This window comes from Rosistilla ulvae (assembly GCF_007741475.1).
GTDB classification, from domain to species: Bacteria; Planctomycetota; Planctomycetia; order Pirellulales; family Pirellulaceae; genus Rosistilla; species Rosistilla ulvae.
The window spans coordinates 2,808,115-2,828,199 of the sequence record NZ_CP036261.1; the positions used below are offsets into that span (position 1 = coordinate 2,808,115).

14 protein-coding genes are annotated in these 20,085 nt (G+C 58.0%); 5 read left to right on the forward strand and 9 right to left on the reverse strand.

Annotation, left to right across the window (positions count from 1 at the left end; all coding sequences use genetic code 11):
• Window positions 1-11: 11 nt before the first annotated feature.
• Genes hemW through EC9_RS10060 form a run of 3 tightly spaced genes read right to left on the reverse strand, consistent with a single transcriptional unit; the run spans window position 12 to window position 2,829 of the window.
• Window positions 12-1,181, reverse strand: coding sequence for a radical SAM family heme chaperone HemW (hemW, locus tag EC9_RS10050; protein WP_246106047.1), 1,170 nt, complete (start codon window positions 1,179-1,181; stop codon window positions 12-14).
• Window positions 1,172-2,011 carry an MBL fold metallo-hydrolase gene (locus EC9_RS10055; protein ID WP_145344626.1) on the reverse strand — a complete coding sequence of 280 codons (840 nt, stop codon included), beginning with the start codon at window positions 2,009-2,011 and terminating at the stop codon, window positions 1,172-1,174. The genes hemW and EC9_RS10055 overlap by 10 nt, the downstream gene beginning before the upstream one ends.
• Before the next feature lie 8 nt (window positions 2,012-2,019).
• A complete protein-coding gene (locus tag EC9_RS10060) occupies window positions 2,020-2,829 on the reverse strand; it encodes a segregation and condensation protein A (RefSeq protein WP_145344629.1) in 810 nt (269 codons plus the stop codon).
• Between the two features lie 433 nt (window positions 2,830-3,262).
• On the opposite strand from EC9_RS10060, the gene ilvN reads away from it, so the two are divergent.
• From ilvN to EC9_RS10075, 3 genes are all read left to right on the forward strand, one after another.
• A complete protein-coding gene (ilvN, locus tag EC9_RS10065; protein ID WP_145344632.1) occupies window positions 3,263-3,766 on the forward strand; it encodes an acetolactate synthase small subunit in 504 nt (167 codons plus the stop codon).
• 143 nt (window positions 3,767-3,909) lie between these two features.
• The gene (gene ilvC, locus EC9_RS10070) at window positions 3,910-4,914 is read left to right on the forward strand and encodes a ketol-acid reductoisomerase (RefSeq protein ID WP_145344636.1); all 1,005 of its coding nucleotides are present in this window, start codon (window positions 3,910-3,912) and stop codon (window positions 4,912-4,914) included.
• Between the two features lie 531 nt (window positions 4,915-5,445).
• Window positions 5,446-6,441 carry a DUF1573 domain-containing protein gene (locus EC9_RS10075; RefSeq protein WP_145344638.1) on the forward strand — a complete coding sequence of 332 codons (996 nt, stop codon included), beginning with the start codon at window positions 5,446-5,448 and terminating at the stop codon, window positions 6,439-6,441.
• Window positions 6,442-6,863: 422 nt separating this feature from the next.
• Here EC9_RS10075 and EC9_RS10080 read toward each other — a convergent pair whose 3' ends face one another.
• The 3 genes from EC9_RS10080 to EC9_RS10090 all read right to left on the reverse strand — a co-directional run bounded on the left by EC9_RS10080 (window position 6,864) and on the right by EC9_RS10090 (window position 10,133).
• Window positions 6,864-7,532: a hypothetical protein gene (locus tag EC9_RS10080; RefSeq protein WP_246106048.1), complete on the reverse strand. Its 669-nt coding sequence runs from the start codon at window positions 7,530-7,532 to the stop codon at window positions 6,864-6,866.
• A gap of 1,075 nt (window positions 7,533-8,607) precedes the next feature.
• Window positions 8,608-9,171 carry an orotate phosphoribosyltransferase gene (pyrE, locus tag EC9_RS10085; RefSeq protein WP_145344641.1) on the reverse strand — a complete coding sequence of 188 codons (564 nt, stop codon included), beginning with the start codon at window positions 9,169-9,171 and terminating at the stop codon, window positions 8,608-8,610.
• Between the two features lie 173 nt (window positions 9,172-9,344).
• Window positions 9,345-10,133, reverse strand: a complete 789-nt coding sequence (locus EC9_RS10090) for a DUF5077 domain-containing protein (protein WP_145344644.1) — start codon at window positions 10,131-10,133, stop codon at window positions 9,345-9,347.
• A 219-nt stretch (window positions 10,134-10,352) separates the two neighbouring features.
• On the opposite strand from EC9_RS10090, the gene EC9_RS10095 reads away from it, so the two are divergent.
• Window positions 10,353-11,465, forward strand: a complete 1,113-nt coding sequence (locus EC9_RS10095; RefSeq protein ID WP_145344646.1) for a glycosyltransferase — start codon at window positions 10,353-10,355, stop codon at window positions 11,463-11,465.
• A 744-nt stretch (window positions 11,466-12,209) separates the two neighbouring features.
• A complete protein-coding gene (gene rsmH, locus EC9_RS10100) occupies window positions 12,210-13,133 on the forward strand; it encodes a 16S rRNA (cytosine(1402)-N(4))-methyltransferase RsmH (RefSeq protein WP_246106049.1) in 924 nt (307 codons plus the stop codon).
• Between the two features lie 72 nt (window positions 13,134-13,205).
• Here rsmH and EC9_RS10105 read toward each other — a convergent pair whose 3' ends face one another.
• From EC9_RS10105 to EC9_RS10115, 3 genes are all read right to left on the reverse strand, one after another.
• A complete protein-coding gene (locus EC9_RS10105) occupies window positions 13,206-15,527 on the reverse strand; it encodes a serine/threonine-protein kinase (RefSeq protein ID WP_145344648.1) in 2,322 nt (773 codons plus the stop codon).
• The gene (locus tag EC9_RS10110) at window positions 15,524-16,090 is read right to left on the reverse strand and encodes an ECF-type sigma factor (RefSeq protein WP_145344650.1); all 567 of its coding nucleotides are present in this window, start codon (window positions 16,088-16,090) and stop codon (window positions 15,524-15,526) included. The genes EC9_RS10105 and EC9_RS10110 overlap by 4 nt, the downstream gene beginning before the upstream one ends.
• A 385-nt stretch (window positions 16,091-16,475) precedes the next feature.
• Complete coding sequence (locus EC9_RS10115; RefSeq protein WP_145344652.1) at window positions 16,476-19,919, reverse strand: pyruvate carboxylase; 3,444 nt, start codon at window positions 19,917-19,919, stop codon at window positions 16,476-16,478.
• Window positions 19,920-20,085 lie beyond the last annotated feature (166 nt).

Below are 20,085 nucleotides of genomic sequence, written 5' to 3' on the forward strand. Positions count from 1 at the left end.
CCTGGTCGCGGCTACAGAATCTCCGACAGGACCGAATCGCTGACGAACAGCCCGTCGGCGGTCAATCCGATCCGGTCGCCGGTCCGCGCCAACATCCCAATCTCGATCAGCATCTGGAACTTCTTGCCCAGCAGGGCGTCGACGACCGCCAGCGGTCCGACTTCGCACAGATCGATTCCGGCCAACATTCGCAGCCCAAACGCCACCCGCTCGCGAATCAATTGCTCCTGCGTCAAGGTTTCCGATTCGGCGATCGGCGATTCACCACGCAACAAGCGTTTGATGTAAGTCGTCGTGCTGCGGTGGTTGACTTCACGCCGCCCGTCGACAAACGACGCAGCGCCGGGGCCGGCTGCATACCAACCGACGCCTCGCCAGTACGCCATGTTGTGCTGGCAACGTCGCCCCGGCATCGCGTGGTTGGAAACTTCGTAGTGCTCAAAACCGGCGGCCTTGGGAATCGCGATCGCATCGCGGAACATCTGCAACTGGTCCTCTTCGATCACCGTGGCGATCGTCGCTTTCTGCAGCCGATTCCAGAACTGTGTCCCCTTTTCGAACGTCAAACCATACGTCGACAGATGACTCAGTGGCATCGCGACCGCATCGCACAGGTCGGCTCTCCACACGTCGGGCGTTTCGCCGGGGGTGGCAAAGATCAGGTCGATCGAAACGTTGCCGATCGTCTCTGCCGACAACTGGATCGCCCGCCGCGCTTCGTCGGGAGAATGCGATCGTTCAAGCGTGCTCAATTTGTTTGCGTTAAAGGATTGCACGCCAAGGCTGATCCGATCGACTCCAAATTGCTTCAGAAGATCCAGCTTTGACTGAGTGATATCGTTTGGATTCGCTTCGACACTGAACTCGGTGGCGCCACCGGAAAGGGGGAACCAATGGCCAACAAGTCGCAGGAAACGGGTAAGGGCAGGACTGTCGAAGTGGGTTGGAGTGCCGCCGCCGATGAACAGCGTGTCGACGGTGCGCGGCTCGACCAATCGATTCAGTTCCGCCTCGAGGGCGTCGAGGTAGGCGTCGACGAGATCGTCGCGGCCGGCCAGGACGCTGAAATTGCAGTATCCACAGCGGTGTTGGCAGAACGGCACATGGACGTACGCGGATCGCGGCGGATCCAATCGCGCCGGGGCGGCGAGGTCCCATGGGGGATCCTTTTTTATAACCACAGGTTCAACCGGCCGCCGAGCAAGCCGGGCAGCTTCTTTTCGACCATTCGGCGGATCTGTTGGTCGCTGTACCGCGTGCTGAAATGCGACGCGATGATCAGTTCGTTGTTGAAGCGATCCTTCCGCGCGACCCAATCGTCCAAATGCATGTGGCCGTGTTTATGGATCTTTTCCTTGCGGTGGTCGGCGGCGATGAAGGTCATCTCCGCGATCAAGATCTTGCAATCGAAGACCTCCGGATTTTCGTCGAGCCCGCGCGGCTGGGTGTCGCCGGTGTAGGCGAGGATCGGCATCCGCGTCTCGTGCGAGACCTCGACACCTTTCATGCGGAGATCGCGAATCTCGGTCCCCTGCAGCCCTTGGAATTCTTCTTTCAACTTCTTCCGCCGCTCGCTGACCATGAATCCGACCGATTCGATCGTGTGCCGAGTGGGGAAGACGTTGACGACCAGTTCGCGGGAGAGTTCGATTTCATCTCCTGGGTTGGCCGGCAACAGCTCGCACGGCATCGCCCCTTTGTCCAGCCGCGTGAAGCAGCGGAGCATCGCCAGGCATTGATCGATCGAACCCGCTGGCAGATAGATCACCGGCGGATCCATCTTCATCATCCGGCGGCGAGAAACGTAAACGGCCAGCGCAGCGATGTGATCCAGGTGAGTATGGCTGACAAACCAAGTCGGCGTGCCCATGAAATCCCAGGGCTGAACGCCGAGATCAAATCCACACTTCAATTCGGGAATTCGCCAACAGGTTTGCACTGCCGCGCGCGAATAACCTTCGATTGTCAGGCCGGCGTGCTGGCACTTCCGCAACGGAATATTTTCGAACATCAACTCTCTCAAGACGACTTTTTAATGGGCAAGTTCGTTTCATCGACGGCGCTGGCGTCGTAGTTGTCGACCTCGCTTACATTCAGCTCCGTCTCGAACCGTTCGCCGCGAGTGACCACGATATCTATGCCGCCGGCTTCCTGCCGGGTCGACACACCGTAGTGCCTTGCCAACTCTAGGATCGCAAGAAAGATACCAATCATTGCGGACTTATGAGCCCCCAGATCGAACAAGTCTGAGAAACGGACTTCATCGACCTTCAGCAATTGTTCGTGAATGCGTTGCATGTAGACATGGATCGGCGTGTCGTCGTAGACCACTTGGGTCGGCGGCGGGCCGGAGGCTTCGCGCATGATCCGGCCAAAGGCGCTGACCAGATCCCACAGCTCCAGGTCGGCGATCGGTTGATCGCCAGGATCGATCTGGCGCGGTGGAAGATCGTCGGCGATCCGTGGATACCGCTGCTGCCACTGCTCTCCCATCTCGTCCAAGATGCTCGACGCGTCGCGGAATCGCTTGTACTCCAACAGCCGTTCGACAAGCTCGTCCTGAGGGTCTTCCAGGACCTCTTCTTCCTGCTCGTCGTCGGCCTGCGGCAGGACCGCTTTGCTCTTAAATTCGACCAGGGTTGAAGCGAGATCGATAAAATCGCCCACGCCGTTGACGTCCAGATCCTGCAAAACTTCCAAATATTCCAGGTATTGGTCGATCACATTGGTCAACGACATCGTGGTGATGTCCAGTTCGCTGCGGCGGACCAGATACAACAGCAGATCCATCGGGCCGCGGTAGGCTGGCAATTCGATTCGGAAGGTCATTGGGAATAGCTTTCAAGGCATTAGCCAAACAGCGCGTCGGGGCGCTGCGGTGGTTCCGCCGATCCGCTCGACAAAAATCGGCCGATTCCAGTTGTCGGAGAAATCGAGCCAAACCACTAATGTGGCGAATTTTTGCATTGCACGCTAGATCGGGCGACTGAATGAGCGCCTGTGTCGGTCACGATCGCATGAACCTTCGCTCCCCGCAAGGGTCTCATCTGGGCATCCCAATCGCCCGCTTGGCGGCCCGATCGCCCACCCCGATGGTCGCCGAAAAGCACGATTTGTGGAGGCGCAGAGCAACTGCAAACCACTTCGTCAACTTTTGGCGGATTACCAACCCTTGTACCCTGGAAAACCCCTTACTATGATGCGGTCTTTTCTCGCTCGACCAGGCTACCGCCTGGATTCAACCACGGTCCAGAAACACAACATGCGACACGTTCTTTCGGCCCTCGTTCAAAACGTTCCCGGTGTGCTCGCTCACATCTCGGGGATGTTGGCCTCGCGCGGATACAACATCGACTCCTTGGCTGTCGGTGAAACCGACGACCCCCAGTTGTCTCACATGACGTTTGTCGTCATGGGCGACGAAAACACGCTTGCGCAAGTCCGCAAGCAGTTGGAAAAGATCGTGACGGTTGTCCGCGTGATGGACATCAGCGCGACCGATTTCGTCGAACGCGATTTGATGTTGTGCAAGGTGCAAGCGGCCCCTGGCCCTTCGCGATCGGAAGTTCGCGAACTTGTCGATATCTTCCGCGGCCGGATCGTCGACGTCGGTCCCGACGAAATCACGATCGAGATGAGCGGACGCGAAAGCAAGGTCGAAGCGTTCATAGAACGGATGCGAACCTACGGAATCATCGAACTGGTTCGAACCGGGCGAATCGCCATGGTCCGCAGCGGTGCAGCCGTCGACACGTCCGCCGAATAGAGGTGTGCAAGTCGCGCCCCGCTTGATTGGCTCGCCCACTGCGGGACGGAATTGCCAATCGAAACAAAACCGAAAACCAAAACTGAACACCGTCCAATTTTCTAAACCGAATTTCGCCACGATAGCACAAGGAACCACCTGACATGGCGGCTACGATTTATTACGACAACGACGCCGATCTGTCCCACCTCAAGGGCAAGACGATCGCGATTATTGGTTATGGTTCGCAAGGCCACGCCCAGGCGCAGAACCTTCGCGACAGCGGTTGCGATGTGATCATCGGTCAACGCGCTGGCGGACCAAACTACGATTTGGCCAAGAGCCACGGTTTCGAACCGATGTCGGCTGACGAAGCGACCGCCAAGGCCGATGTCGTCAACCTGTTGCTCCCCGACGAAGTTCAGGGCGACATCTACAAGGCGCAGATCCGCGACAACTTGCAACCTGGCAACGTGTTGATGTGCTCGCACGGTTTCAACATCCACTTCGGCCAGATCGAACCGCCCGTGGGCGTCGACACCCTGTTGGTCGCGCCTAAAGGCCCAGGGCACCTGGTCCGCAGCGAATACGAAAAGGGGGGCGGCGTCCCCAGTCTGATCGCTTTGGGCGAAGGCGCCAGCGAAGAGACCAAGCAGATCGGTTTGGCTTATGCCAAGGGAATCGGCGGCACCCGCGGTGGTGTGATCGAGACGACCTTCCAAGAAGAGACCGAGACCGACCTGTTCGGCGAACAAGTCGTGCTTTGCGGCGGTTTGAGCGAACTGATCAAAGCGGGCTTCGAAACGCTTGTCGAAGCTGGCTACCAGCCCGAGATGGCTTACTTCGAGTGCATGCACGAAGTCAAGCTGATCGTCGACCTGTTCTACCAGGGCGGACTCAGCTACATGCGTTACAGCATCTCGAACACCGCTGAATACGGCGACTACGTCACCGGCCCGCGAATCATCACGCCTGAAACCAAGGCAGAGATGAAGCGCGTTCTGACCGAAATCCAAAACGGCACCTTCGCTCGCAACTGGATCTTGGAGAACCGCGGCGGTGCGGCGATGTTCAAGACGACCCGTCGTCTGGAGCAAGGTCACGAGATCGAAAACGTTGGCAAGCGATTGCGCTCGCTGATGAGCTGGATCGATGACAAGCAAGTCTAGGTAACACGCCGGACTACAAAAAACGAACACCCAGGTTTCTCATCGGACCTGGGTTTTTTTTGTGGAATTTTTGAAACTTTTCTCCCCTTGGGGAATGCCCCCATAACGCGTGCAGCAACGCTCATACGTCCCCCCTTGTCTTGATCTGTCGGGTAACGCGGGCTAGCTTGTGTGACGGTTGAACCGCTCCCGGTGCGGTATAACAATCGTGGTCGCTATAGTATTGTAGACCTCCCAGCTTTCGTATCCTGCCGGTCCCGCTGTGGGCCAGAGTTGTCTCTCGAAACTTGCACGCGTTTTTCAAGAAAATTGTTGCGTAAAATAGTAGCTAAAGCCTTTTGGTATCGGGAAGCGTCCTAGACTTCGTTGATTCTAGTGGGTTTTGAGTTGCATGGATGCGATCGCTGGACATGGTGTCCGTGCTAAGGCTGTCCGGAATCGGTTCGGAAACCGTATCAATCGGGCAGTGAAAGGCTGACTCAGAGCCGAGGGCTTTGATCGACAAAAAATTTGGATGGGGATTTGAGAGAGATGAAAACAATAAGAACAGAAGGCCTGCTGGGGTTGGTGCTGTTGGCATTGATCTGTCCGCAGGCGAAGGCAGTCGAATGGGCTGACAACATGTTTCCGGTCAAGAAGCATGAGTTCGGAACGGTTGCGGTTGCGGCGAAGACCGAGTTTCGATTCCCGTTCAAGAATTTGTACAAAGAGGATGTCCACATCGCGACAGTGCGAGCCAGTTGTGGATGTACGACGCCGATCATTGAAAACCACACGCTCAAGACGGGCGAAACCGGCCACATCTTGGCGCGATTCAACACCGGTTCGTTCCACGGCAAAAAGGGGGCAACCCTGACGGTCGTGATCGATAAGCCGTACTACGCCGAAGTTCAGTTGCGTGTCGACGGCTACATCCGTCGCGATATTGTTTTCAACCCTGGGCAGATCGAGTTCGGATCGGTCGTGCAAGGCGAATCGGTTCACAAGGAGGTCGGTGTCACGTATGCCGGCCGCAGCGATTGGCAGATCGTAGAAGTCCAATCGTCGTCCCCTAACGTCGCTGCAGGATTCGAAGAGTTGTCGCGCAGCGGCGGCCGGGTTTCCTACAAATTGAACGTCGCTTTTGACGGTGCGGCCGAACCGGGACAAGCTCACACAAACATCGTCGTGGTCACCAACGATCGCGCCATGCCACGCGTTCCATTAGAAGTCACCTATGACGTTCGCCCTGCAGTGATCGTTAGCCCGCAAGTGATGGCGATCGGCAATCTGAAGCCGGGCGAATCGTCCGAGCAACGCTTGGTCGTTCGCAGCGACAAACCGTTCCGTTTGACCGACATCAAGGCCGAAGGCTTTAGCATCGAATACAAGTCGAACGAAGAGTCGAAAAAAATGCACGTCTTGCCGCTGAAGATCACCGCCGGTGACAAAGCGGGCCCCAAGAGCCAGCGTTTGATCGTCCATACGGACCTGCCGGGCGATCTGACAGGTAGCGCTTTAGTTGCTGGACAGATCATCACCAAGTAACTGGCCGAATTGCAACGATCGCGGCGGTCGCAATCCCCAGTCGCTCGCGATCGATGTGAACCCATTCAATTTGCCGATCGAATCGTTCATCGATTCGACCGGCATTTTTTTTGTCGGGTCCCCCTTACCAGCGATCGTCGCGCGGCAGTGGATTGGCGCCGCCGAAGGGGTTGCTTTCTCCCTTGCCGAACCATCGTCCTTGGCCGTCAAAGGCTAACGATAGCTAGTACTTCAGTTCGTTTTCGGAATTGGTGCCAGGAGCGTCGTTGGCCGCCGTGCGACAGAGGGTGCGTCCAGCGCCATCCCCCGAAATAGAGATCGGGTGTCGCCGGTGAGCTTCCATTGGCGAAACTGCGTGGCCTGCGATCCGTCGCAGAGGTGTCTGGTTCGACGCGCGGCGACAGCGGATGCGGTGCGAGTCTTTAGGCAGCGCGATAGAGGATCGCGTTGCCTCGCTTGCCGCAGGTGTCGACGGCACCGGTCTGCCGCAAGCAGTAAGCGATTTGTTGCGCGGTTCCACGTGGGCAGGCGATATGACCGGCGAGCTCGGCGGTGTCGAAGGGATGGGGCAGGTGGTCGCTGCCGATCAGGTTCAGCAAGTCCTTGGTCGTGCGGAACTCATGTGTCGATTCGATGCTCTCCAGCACGTAGTCCTTCGTTTTGTAGTCTTTGCCGCAACGTCGTCGCTTGCGGCGATCCGGCGGCAGACGCCAGTGCTGGACGTTGACCATCGGGACCTCGATGGTAAGCCGTGGGTGGGGGAAGACCCGGGTGAAATAAATAAGTTCGTCGAAGATCTCTAACAGCGCCCCGCGTTTGGGACTCAGTCGACGTCCCAAAACCGGCCCCTCTGCAGTCGCCTGCCGGACGATCCGCCGGCGGTTGATGATCGGTTTGACGATGCGAACGTCGTGGCGCTGCAGCAGCGATTGGATCTTCGGACGGATCGCGCTGAGCGAGGCGAACTGGATTTCGATCAGTTCATCGCCGCGGATCGCGTCGATGCGGTAGTCTCCCAACCGCACCTCGGTATCCGCTTCCGACGCGGCATACATTCCCTTGAGCGATCGGTGCAGCGATGTCTCCATCATTCCATCCTTGGATTGAGTCTTGCGACCATTGCCAGCACGAAGCGCAAGCGAGTGGAACCTAGGTGGTTCAGACGCTCACTCGCTTGCGCTTCGTGCTAGTAATGAATGATCGGTCTTGTTGCGATCGGGGGTGATGCCCGATTGCACTTTTGTGGGGCGGTCGCCTTTCGCGTAGCGAGTGCGACCATATACCAGCACGAAGCGCAAGCGAGTGGAACCTTGGTTGTTCAGTTGATCACTCGCTTGCGCTTCGTGCTAGTAATGAATGATCGGTCTTGTTGCGATCGGGGGTGATGCCCGATTGCACTTTTGTGGGGAGGTCGCCTTTCGCGTAGCGAGTGCGACCATTACCAGCACGAAGCGCAAGCGAGTGGAACCTTGGTGGTTCAGTTGATCACTCGCTTGCGCTTCGTGCTAGTAATGAATGATCGGTCTTGTTGCGAGCAGGCGTGATGCCCGATTGCACTTTTGTGGGGAGGTCGCCTTTCGCGTAGCGAGTGCGACCATATACCAGCACGAAGCGCAAGCGAGTGGAACTTTGGTTGTTCAGTTGATCACTCGCTTGCGCTTCGTGCTAGTAAAGAATGATCGGTCTTGTTGCGATCGGGGGGGGGATGCCCGATTGCACTTTTGTGGGGAGGTCGCCTTTCGCGTAGCGAGTGCGACCATATACCAGCACGAAGCGCAAGCGAGTGGAACCTAGGTGGTTCAGTTGATCACTCGCTTGCGCTTCGTGCTAGTAATGAATGATCGGTCTTGTCGCGATCGGGGGGGGGTGCCCGATTGCACTTTTGCGGGGAGGTCGCCTTTCGCTTGCGCTTCGTGCTGGTAATGAATGATCGGTCTTGTTGCGATAGGGCGTGATACCCGATTGCACTTTTGTGGAGAGGTCGCCTTTCGCTTAGCGAGTGCGACCATATACCAGCACGAAGCGCAAGCGAGTGGAATCTTGGTGGTTCAGACGCCACTCGCTTGCGCTTCGTGCTAGTACCCAAGGGTGCTAGGAATCTTCTGAGCTAGCAACAGCCGAGCCCTCTCGGCTTCGCGGCGAAAGGGCCTCTCGTCTGGCGAGCGCTTATTCTGGTTCGATACCGAAGTCGCGAATCGTCAGCAGAGTTTCCAATTTCAATCCACGCTCGGCAAACTTGGCTTCGCCACCCGCCAATCGATCGATGATCCCCAGCACGCCAAGGACTTTCAAACCGAAGGCTTCGGCGGCGTCGACGGCCTGCAGCGCGCTGCCTCCGCTGGTGATCACATCCTCGACGATATAGACGCTTTGTCCGGCGGCAACCGGCCCTTCCACCTGACGCCCGGCGCCATGCCCTTTCGGTTCCTTGCGGACCATAAAACCACGCAGCGGCAGACCTTGTTGTCCGGCCAGCGTGACGATCGACGCGGTGATCGGATCGGCACCGATTGCCATTCCGCCAACCGCCGAGATCTGGTTCACGCGATCGCCGAGCATCGCCAGCATGCCTGCAGCGATCTGATTGGCACCCTGAGGATGCAGCGTGATTTGCCGGCAATCGAGGTAATAAGAGGCGGTTTTTCCGCTGGCCAGCGTGAAAGTTCCGGTTTGCAGAGCAAATTCGCTGACGAGTGCTTTGAGGGCTTCGCGGTCGTAATCGGCTGACATGGGCACCGTTCTGAAAGATGAAAGGGGAATCGAATGTGGAGGCAACGACTTGGCAGCTTAATGCCAATCGCGAGCCGGTACCACGCCAAATCGCTGCCCGAACTGATTTGACCAACGATTCCCGCCAAAAATGTGCAGGCGACGCCGTCGCCTGCAGTGGGGGAAGGGGGAAGTTAGCGGACTGGAATCAAGCGGATTTGGCGGATATCGCAAACGGCCCCTTTGACTTTTTCGATCGCCCGCAGGTCCAGCGAATAATCGCCTGCGGATTCGACACGAAGTTTACCGATCTGCCGCGGCTTGAAGTTCTGAAAATGACCGGTCTCCTCGACAATGAACTGAACGGTTTGGTCGCCCAGCTGGATCGCAACGGTGCTTCCTCCGTGCCCTTTGCCGCAGCCCTGAAGGACTTCCACCTGGAACTCCATCGGTTGTGAAATGTGGAGATGCCACTGAGCCCAATCCTTGGCATTGGCCCAATAGCCGACCGTGTTCTTGTGCGGTTGGGGTTCGTATCGCAACAGCGTTCCGTGCGTGACGGCATGGTGAGCCGGAAGCGTGAACGAACCGTCCTCCGATTGCGAAATTCGGTGTGGTTTTTCGGCCAACAGCACCGGTTCGAGCGTCTCGAAAACAACCACCTTCCCCTGCGGTTGAGCTTCTTTGGGGAACGTGATGTCCCACGTCTTCGGTTCGGGGCGGAACTTCAGCTTCGTCTGCTCGGGGTCTTCCCCTTGGAAGTGAAGACTTTTCATGCGGTTGTTTAGTCGCGGAAACGAAATCTTGCGATCGTCCGGCAGCGATTCGACATGCAGTTCCAGCGACTTCGGTTTCCAGACGATCTCGCCCCACGTCTCTTGAGTTGTGGTTGGGGAGGTCGCCGGATCGTCAGCTTGCGCGAGCGCACATGCAATGATCAAAATGCCCGCCGTCGTTATGCTGCTGCGCAGAAGTGCCATCATCGGTTCGCTCGTTTGCCTGGTGGGAGAATCGTCTGGTCCAGCAAAATGCTACTCACCCGGATCGGGCGACGCAAACCGCCGCCGCAGAAAACGGCCCGCTGGGGTTCGGTTCGTTGCCCGTTTGCTGGTTTGCTACTATGCTCATTCCCCTAGGAACCGCAGCGTTTTATCCATCCGCCGCCCACCGCATGAAGCCACTTAACGAAAGGGTCGTTTGGGATGCGAATCGATCTGGTCATCACCGAATTGTTTATTGGTGGGGCCGAACGTCAGCTGACAGAACTGGCGATCGGACTATCTCAGAGAGGGGCTACGGTGCGAGTGATCTCGTTGGACGAATTGGCTCAAACCGCCCCTCAGGACCAATTGTTGCGACGGCTGCAGGAGGCCGGGATCGAAGTCTGTTCGTTGGGCTGCCGGTCGCAGTGGGCCGTTCCTCAAGCGATCGCGCGGTTGAAGCGATTGTTTGTTGCCGATCGCCCCGATCTGGTGCAGACGTTTCTGTTTCACGCCAATGTCATCGGGACCTGGGCCGCATCGCGGGTGGGGATTCCGATCAGGGTCGGAGGGGTAAGGGTCGCACAACCCAATCGAGCCCGACTGTGGCTGGAACGACGCGCGGCGCGACAAATGGAAGCGATCGTATGTGTCAGCCGATCGGTCGAGCAATTTGCTCGTCAGCACCTCGGATCCCCCCAGGCGACCATGCTCACGATTCCTAATGGAGTCGATGGCCAACGTTTCCTGACGGCGACGCCGTTCGTATGGGAGGAATTGGGGCTCGACTCGGATGCCGATGTGATCCTGTATGTGGGGCGGCTGCACCCCCAGAAAGGAACCGACTGGTTGATGGATGCGGCTCCGCGATTGTTGTTGGAAAATCCCCGAGCCGCTCTGGTGATCGTTGGATCGGGGCCGTGGAGGGGGATGGTGGCGGAGCGTCTCGCTAAACTGCCCAAGGGCCGCTCGGCGATGATGCCGTTGCAGGCGGATATAGCACCGTTGATGCGAGCTGCACGCTTGCTTTTGCTTCCTAGTCGTTATGAGGGAATGCCAAACGTCGTGATGGAAGCAATGGCAGCGAAGCTTCCAGTAATCTCGACCGATGCCGAGGGAGTTCGCGAGTTGCTGGGCGAAATGGCAGATCCGCAAGTCGTCAGCTTTGGCGATACCGATTCGCTTTGCGGGAAGCTGTCGGCACTTCTGAACGATCCGGCGCTTCGGTCACAAGTTGTTGACAGTAATGATGTTAGGGCGACGGATGTGTTTTCGGTTGGGGCGATGGTCGATCGTTATTGGGATCTATACCAACGCTTGGCGTCCGCTTCCTGAAGCGTCTACGAGCCCGGTTGGAAAAAAATCCACGTTCCGAAGTGCTTGTCAGGCAATGACCTAAGTTTGCTAGCAGGTCGCCAGGGCCGCTGTTTTCTGCGAGGATTTGGTTGACCACCGGCCGGGGATCGGTATTCTGTGGTGGTCACGCATCGCGACGTAAGATCTTCACGGATCCTATCTTACGCTCGCATTTAAGGGACGAAATCGATTGCAGGACGCGAACATGACCCTGTCAGGCAAGCCATTAGAGATTATGCTGGAAGGCGACGAGCACCCCAAGGATTGGCGGTGGACGGTTGCTTTGCTGTGGAGTTCTAATGGAGCCGGGCAGAACACTGATCAGCTTGCGGATGACGCCTTGGTAGGCACGAATCGATCGACTTGACGTGTCGAGCCGAGTTCGGGTCCATGGAGGTGCCAATTCGCACCACGATCCTCCTTCCGCGAGGAATGCCTTGCATGGATTTGGACAGCGGTCAGCCAACGGCCACTGGCTGACGGCACGATGGGTCAGGCAAACGGTGATTCGCAGAATCGCATGTGTCTGAAATATTGAAGAAAGAGTCCATGGACTGTAGACATGATGTGTACAGTCGCGATCGCACGGTGAACAACTTCGGTTGTCCGCCGTGCAAGTCTTGACCTACCGGGCACATGGATGTGCCCCGGTCAGGCTTGCTTTCTCGCTCGCCCCGACATCGCTCTTTCCATCCCTCGCCATCGCATCCCTATAAAACACACATGTCAGATACCGCTTCCTCAACCAGCATGCACGTGCCGGTTCTGCCTTCGGAAGTGCTCGATGCGTTGGATCTTGCCCCCGGCAAAACAATCGTCGACGGAACCTTTGGCGGTGGCGGACACTCGCGGTTGATCCTGCAGAAAATCGCCCCCGGCGGAACATTGATCGGCCTGGATCGCGATCCTCGAGCGATTCAAGAGTATGGGCCCCAGTGGCATGCTTCGATGCCGGCGACCGACGGCGAAGCCTTTTCGCGAATCGAACTGATCAACGACAGCTACCATCGACTGCCACAACTGATGCAGGAGTTGGAGATCGATGCGGTCGACGGCATCCTGTTGGATCTCGGGCTGTCCAGCGATCAATTGAACGACCCGTCGCGTGGATTCAGTTACCAAACCAGCGGCGATTTGGATCTCCGATTCGATCCAACCTGCGGCGAATCGGCCAGCGAGCTGTTGTTGCGATTGCCCGAAAAAGACATCGCCGACCTGATCTATCAGTTTGGCGAAGAGCGTTGCAGTCGCCGGATCGCGCGACGGATCGTCGAGCGGCGCAAAGAGCGCCGGGCCGTCCGCACCGCCGATGAACTGGCTTCGCTTGTCCGCGGATGTGTCCCACGCAGCAAGAACCATCGCATCGATCCGGCCACGCGAACCTTTCAAGCCTTGCGAATCGCGGTCAATCAAGAGTTGCGGATCGTCAAGCAAGCGTTGGAAGATCTTCCCGGCTGCCTGCGGCCCGGCGGGCGATTTGCTGTGATCAGTTTCCATTCGCTCGAAGACCGGTTGGTCAAACACGCGTTTCGCGAAGCGGACGATCTGGAGATTCTAACCCGCAAACCGATTCTCGCATCGGACCGCGAAAACGCCGAGAACGCAAGAGCTCGTAGCGCCAAGCTGCGAGTAGCGGTGAAAAAGTAGGGGGGCCGGGGAGTGGCGGCGTAGCGAGTCGACACCGGACACGATTTCGCCGAGCGCTGCCACAACGACGGCCTATGTGGCCGCTTGGGGCTTCGGCTGGGGCTTCGGCTGGGAATTGGCTCGCCACCAGGCGTTGGCTTCGTCGGCCGTCCAGGGTTGTTTGGCGGCAAGTTCTTCCAGTCGCGTCCGCAGCTGAGCGGCGTTGTCGGGGCGATCGTCGGGCGATTTGGCAAGGCACCGCATCACGATCGCATCGAGAGCCGGAATCGACGACGTCGCTCCCGCTTGGCTCGGCGGCAGCGGCATCACCCCCAGCACCTGTTCGAAGATCATTTCGGGATTGGCGGTCGTGAATGGGGGGCGACCGGTCAGCATGAAATAGCCGACTGCGCCGATCGCGTAGACATCCATTCGCGGGTCGACTGCCGCGGGAGTGCGAACGCGTTCGGGAGACATGAACATCGGCGTCCCCGCCCAGATCGTCTCTCGCGTGCGAAACTCTTTGCTGTTGGGAGCGACCGATTTGGCCAACCCAAAATCGAACAAGATCAACCAATCCGCTTCGTTCCCGCGGCGGGTGATGATAATGTTTTCCGGTTTGATGTCGCGATGGATCAACCCCGCCGTGTGCGCCTCTTCGATCGACTTGCACAACTGAATCAAAAAGTGCAGCGTCCGGCTGGCCGACAGCGATCCGCTGCGCATGATCACCGTGCTCAACGTCAGTCCGTCCAGGTACTCCATCGCAAAATAGATCAAACCATCATCGGTCCGGCCGTAATCGAGGATGCGAATCGTGTGCGGACTGGTCAGCTGGGCCGCCAGTTTGACTTCCCGGTCGAACCGCCCGACATCGACCATCGTCAATCGATCCGGCCGCAGGATTTTAACGGCGCTCGCTCTCTTCAGAAGCGAATGACGGGCACGGTAGACATATCCCATTCCCCCTTCGCCGATCTTTTCCAGCAGTTCGTAGGCGCCAACCTGCTGTCCACCCGCGTTGGTCGGCAAGTGTTTCGGGCGCAGGAAGCTGTCGCCAAACCAAGCTAGCCCCGTCAGCCCCAACGGCAACAACAGCACCGCCGCCAGCCCGTACCGCATCCTTCGGGGGAATGCGTAAGCGCTGTCAAAGCTCACTTCGCTGACGATCCCCAGTTCCAATTCTGGAAGCCAACGCCATGCTCCCACTACCCGCTCGCCGCGAATATCGCGATACCCAACTATGTTTGTTCCGTCTTCGCCAACGGTCACCCGAGCCGCGGCTTCGGTCAGGGGCAGCATCCGCCGCGACCGGTCGGGGCGATAGCCATCCGCCAGCGGACCTCCCGGATCGACCACGCGGACAAAACCGTCTTCGGAATCGGGCCGATCGGTGGCGTCAACGATCCCCAGGTCGGGCCACAGCGCCGCATGGCGGGTGCGCATCAAGACATGGGCATCGCGATCGATGCAGAACGTATCGGCCAGCGTGCCCACGTTTTGCTTTTCGAAAAAAGCTTGGAAGTGCTGCAGCCATGCCGTGTCTCGCACCCGCATCACCGCCACGGGAGCGGAACCAGTGGAGTGGATCGGAAACGATACCCACATCTGTTTCGGCGCTTCGGGCGAAACGCTATCGGAACTCTGTTTCGGATGAGTTGGGAATTGTAACTGCACCGCGCCATTGGCAGCCCTCGCCAATTCGACCATCGCCTCGGGGGGCAAATGCGTCCCGACATCGGATTGGTCGGATGGTCCGCTAGCCAGGGTCAGGCCTTGAGGGGTCCATAACATATAAGGAACACCGGCACCAAATAGCTCGTCGGCCCGTTCTCGCGTCTGCTGCGCCAGGTCGGAATCGAGGAGTTGATCCTTGTCGGGAGTTGGCCTCATGGCGAGATATTGTTGTGCCAAGGCCAAAAGTTTTGGGTCGCGTCCCCACTGTTTCGCCTGGGTCTCCAACTGCGTCGCCCACAGTTTCACCTCGGACGCTGCCGATTTAACGTTCGACCGCAGCGCTGCCCGTTCGGAATCGATCGAATATTCTCGAACGCGTCGGTCGACGAGCCAAGCGAGCAGCAGGGACGTGATGCAGACCAACGCAAACACGATCCCCCGTGTGTCGGCTTGCAGACGCGACTTCAACCAACTCGAGACCGTTGGTTTGTCGGGACGCAAGCGAGCGAGGACCGATGAATCGTTGATGATGGTTTGTGATGCTTGCTGCTGGAACGGTGTCTGTCCTTCCTGCGTTGCCGCTTCGGAATCGTGATGCTTCAACAGCTTCAGGACGTCATGTCGCAGCGCCGCATCGTCACCGCAGAGTGATTCGAGTTGATCCTGCTGGCGTTCGGTCGGCACGCTTTCGACAGCAAGAAAAATTTCCTTGACGCGTGCATAATGCTCCGGCGTCATTCTTGAGCATCCTCGTCGAGCGTGTTGCGCAGCCAGGCTCGGGCCATCGCCCACTCCTTCTCAACTGTCCGAAGCCCCATCTGAAGCGCTCCGGCAATCTCCTTCATCGTCATCCCGCCAAAGAACCGCATCTCGACGATCCGCGCTTGGGTGGGGTCGAGGCCTGCCAGGGTTTCCAGCAGGTCGTCCAGCGCCAACACGTCGGCATCGCGTTCCATCGAAAAGGTGGAAACATCATCCAGTTCGATCCGCGACCATTCGCCCCCCCGCTTCTGTGCATGGACGCGGCGGGCGTGATCGACAAGGATTCGCCGCATGACCCGCGCTCCGATCGCAAAAAAGTGGGTCTTGCCGGCCCAATCGACGCGGTTCTGATCGATCATCCGAAAATAGGCTTCATGCACCAACGAGGTGGCGCTAAGCTTGTCCCGATCGGGTTCATCGCGCAGATAGCTGCCCGCCAGACGAATCAAGTCTTCGTATACCAGCGTAAACAGGCCTTCCGCTTTGGGGTTACCCTTGGCACGCTGCGACTTCAGAAGTTCGTCGGTTGCATTTTCCATCAGTTCTTGGGGACGATTGCCTGTTGCGGGCCCATAATTTCGAATCGCGAACTCAATTTCCCAAGCCGCTACTGCGAACACCATGTCCGCCGATCGATACCTTTGAAAACTCCACCTATTCTACCCGAATTGTCGAAAATTCACTATCTCGATCCAACGAAGCGATCAAAACTTGCCGAATTGAATCGACAGATTCAGCTGCTGCGACAAATCAGCTCCACGACACCAACGTTGGACGTGGAAAAAAACAGCATTTGCGAAGACCGACCCCGCTCGCCAGCGGGACGCGAAGCCATCCCGCTGGACTGGGTGTTATCGTCACAATCCCAACAACCCGCACCGCCAAGATGGTGCCAATCGACGTCCCCGTCAATATCCAGTTGTTTTAACTGTCCAAAATAACCACAAGATCTCCCGTGTCCACCTGGCTACCGGGCTTCACAACTAACTTCCCAACCGTACCTTTGTGGGGGGCAGCGATGGTCGTTTCCATCTTCATCGCTTCCAATACCAGCAGCTTTTGCCCGGCCTGAACCTTATCACCCTCGCAGACCGCAACGCTGACGACCATGCCGGGCATGTTCGCTGCGATGTGGGCGGGATCGCTCGGGTCGGCCTTAACCGCTTTGGCGTTCTCTGGCTCCAACGCCTTGTCGATCACTTCGATTTCGCGGGGCTGGCCGTTGAGTTCAAAGAAGACGGTCCGGTGTCCATCGGGATGGGGTTGCCCGGTCGCCAAATATTTGACGATCAAGCGTTTTCCTGGCTCGATATCGACAGCGATCTCTTCGCCCGGTTGTTGGCCGTAGAAGAAGTTTGGGGTTGGGATGTGGCTGACGTCACCGAATTCGCGGCGATAATCGGCGTAATCGCGGAACACCTTGGGATACAACAGGATCGATGCGGCGTAGCGATCGGCGTCGCTGCCGACCAATTCCTTCGCTTCCGCTTTAGCCGCTGCGATATCCGCGGGGGGCATCGATTCACCCGGACGGCCAGTCACCGGCGTCTCGCCTTGCAGCACGACTTCGAGCATCCGTTCGGGGAAACCACCCGGTGGTTGTCCCATCCGGCCACCGACCAAATCGACGACCGATGCGGGGAACGCGATCGGTTTTTCCGCTTGCAGCACATCGTCAGCGGTCAATTCATTGGCGACCATGAAGAGTGCCAGGTCGCCGACCGCCTTGGATGTTGGCGTGACTTTGACGATATCCCCTAACAACGTGTTGCACGACGCGTAGGTTTTACAGACTTCGGCCCAGCGGTCGCTGAGCCCCAGGGCGCGGGCCTGTTGGAACAGGTTGGTGTATTGGCCCCCCGGCATCTCGTGTTCGTACAGATCGCCGGTGGCGGGTAGGACCAAACTTTCAAACGGTGTGTAGAACTCGCGAGCCGCTTGCCAGTAGGTGGCCAACGAGGTCAACGCTTCGGTCGACAGCTTGCTGGCTCGCGGTGTGTTTCGCAACGCTTCGACCAGCGTGTTCAGGTTGACCTGCGAAGTTCCCCCCGACAGTGGCGCAAGGGCCGCGTCGGCGATCTGCAGGCCTTCGTCGGCAGCCGCCAGAATCGAAGCCCCTTGAATCCCGCCGGTGTCATGGGTGTGGAAATGGATCGGAATACCGACGTTCTCTTTCAACGCTTTGACGAGCGTGCGGGCCGCTTGGGGTTTCAGCAGCCCCGCCATGTCTTTGATCGCCAGCAGGTGAGCCCCCAGTTTTTCCAGTTCCTTGGCCAGATCGACGTAATAGTTCAGCGAGTATTTCGTCCGCGCAGGGTCCTGGATGTCGCCGGTGTAACAGATCGACGCTTCGCAGATCCCCCCCGCCTCGATCACCGCATCCATGGCGACACGCATGTTCGGGACCCAGTTCAAGGCGTCGAAGACGCGGAAGACATCCATCCCGGCGGAGGCCGCTTCCTTGACAAACAGTTGCACGACGTTGTCGGGATAGTTGGTGTAGCCGACCGCGTTGGAGGCTCTCAGCAGCATCTGGAACAGAATGTTGGGGACCGCCGCTCGCAGATCGACCAACCGATTCCAGGGGCATTCGTTCAGGAAACGCATCGAGGTATCAAACGTCGCCCCCCCCCACATTTCCAGCGAGAACAATTCGGACGCATATTGCGAATAGGCGGGTGCGATCTGCAGCATATCGAAGCTGCGCACACGCGTCGCCAGCAGCGATTGGTGCGCGTCGCGCATCGTGGTATCGGTCAACAGCAAGCTCGATTGGTTGTTGATCCAATCGACCAGGCCGGTGACACCACTCTTCAGAAACACATCGCGGGAGCCTTCGGGGCGTTTGGCGGCGACAGGGATCTCGGGGACTGGCGCGGGCAACCGCCGCGTGGCAACCGGGCGATCCAAAACCAACGGATTCCCGTTGACGATCGTTTCGCCGAGGTATTTCAGCAGTTTGGTCGCACGATCGCGACGGTTCGGCAGATTAAACAGATCGGGAGTCGTGTCGATCAGACGCGTTGTCGCATTTCCGGAAAGGAATTGATCGTTTTTGATCAAACGGACCAGGAACGGGATGTTGGTCTTCACGCCACGGATGCGGAATTCCTGTAAACAGCGTTCCATCCGCGATGCCGATTCGGCCAGCGTGCGTCCGCGTGCGGAGACCTTCACGAGCATCGAATCATAGAATGGATTGACAACGGCACCGCTGAAGGCGCTACCAGCATCCAAGCGAATCCCAAGGCCGCCAGCGGAGCGATAGTGGGTGATCCGGCCATAGTCGGGGAGGAATTGGTTTGCGGGATCTTCGGTCGTCACCCGGCACTGCATCGCAAATCCGACTGTCTTAATCTCGTCTTGAGGTGGCAGCGACAATTCGGCATCGGTCAACGACAAACCGCTGGCGACCAAGATTTGCGATTTGACCAGATCGATCCCGGTCACCTCTTCGGTAACCGTGTGCTCGACTTGAATCCGTGGATTGACCTCGATAAAGAAGAAGTCTCCCGAATCGACATCCAGCAGGAATTCAACGGTTCCGGCGTTTTCGTAGCCGACTTTGTTTCCGATCGCCAACGCCGCATCGCACAACGCCTGACGCGTCTCGGCAGGGAGGTTCGGAGCGGGGGCCAGTTCGACCACCTTTTGATGCCGCCGCTGGACGCTGCAGTCGCGCTCGAACAGGTGCAACAGGTTGCCATGCTGATCGCCTAACAATTGCACTTCGATGTGCCGAGCTCGCTCGACAAAGCGTTCGACGAAAACTTCGTCGCTGCCAAACGCCGTCAGCGACTCTCGCTGAGCCTGTTCAAAATTGGCGGCCAGTTCCTGTTCGGTGCGGACAACCCGCATGCCTCGACCGCCGCCCCCTTTGGACGCTTTCAACATCACCGGATATCCGACCGCTGCGGCCTGTTGGATCGCGTCATCGAGGTCGCGGAGGGCTTGATTGGTCCCGCCGAGGACGGGTACGTTGACCTGTTGTGCGATTTTGCGAGCGGCTACTTTGTCGCCGAGCTGTTGCAACGAATTGACGCTTGGTCCGACAAATGTAATCCCGGCGTCTTCCAACGCTTGGGCGAAATCGGCTCGTTCGGAAAGGAATCCGTATCCGGGGTGGACCGCGTCGATGTCGTGCGTAAGGCAAGTTTGCACGATCGTCGGAATGTCCAAATACGAACGAATCGGTTCGCCCGGCTTGCCGATCTGGTACGCTTCATCGGCTTTGAAGCGATGCAGGGCGTAACGATCTTCGTAGGAATAGATCGCGACGGTGCGGATTCCCAATTCATGGGCACTGCGAAAAACGCGGGTTGCGATTTCACTGCGGTTGGCGGCAAGCAATTTTCGGATGGGACGCATTGGGAATTCAGTGGTTCGTGGGGGCGAAACATGAAGCGATCGGTGGCGGATCGCACGTTGGGAGCCTTTTTTATAGTGAGCCATCGCCCCGCCGGGGAGGTCGGAGGGTTATAAATATTGGTTGTGTGTCGCCCGTCGAGCGGCGGCGCGCTGAAATCGTGGAGGC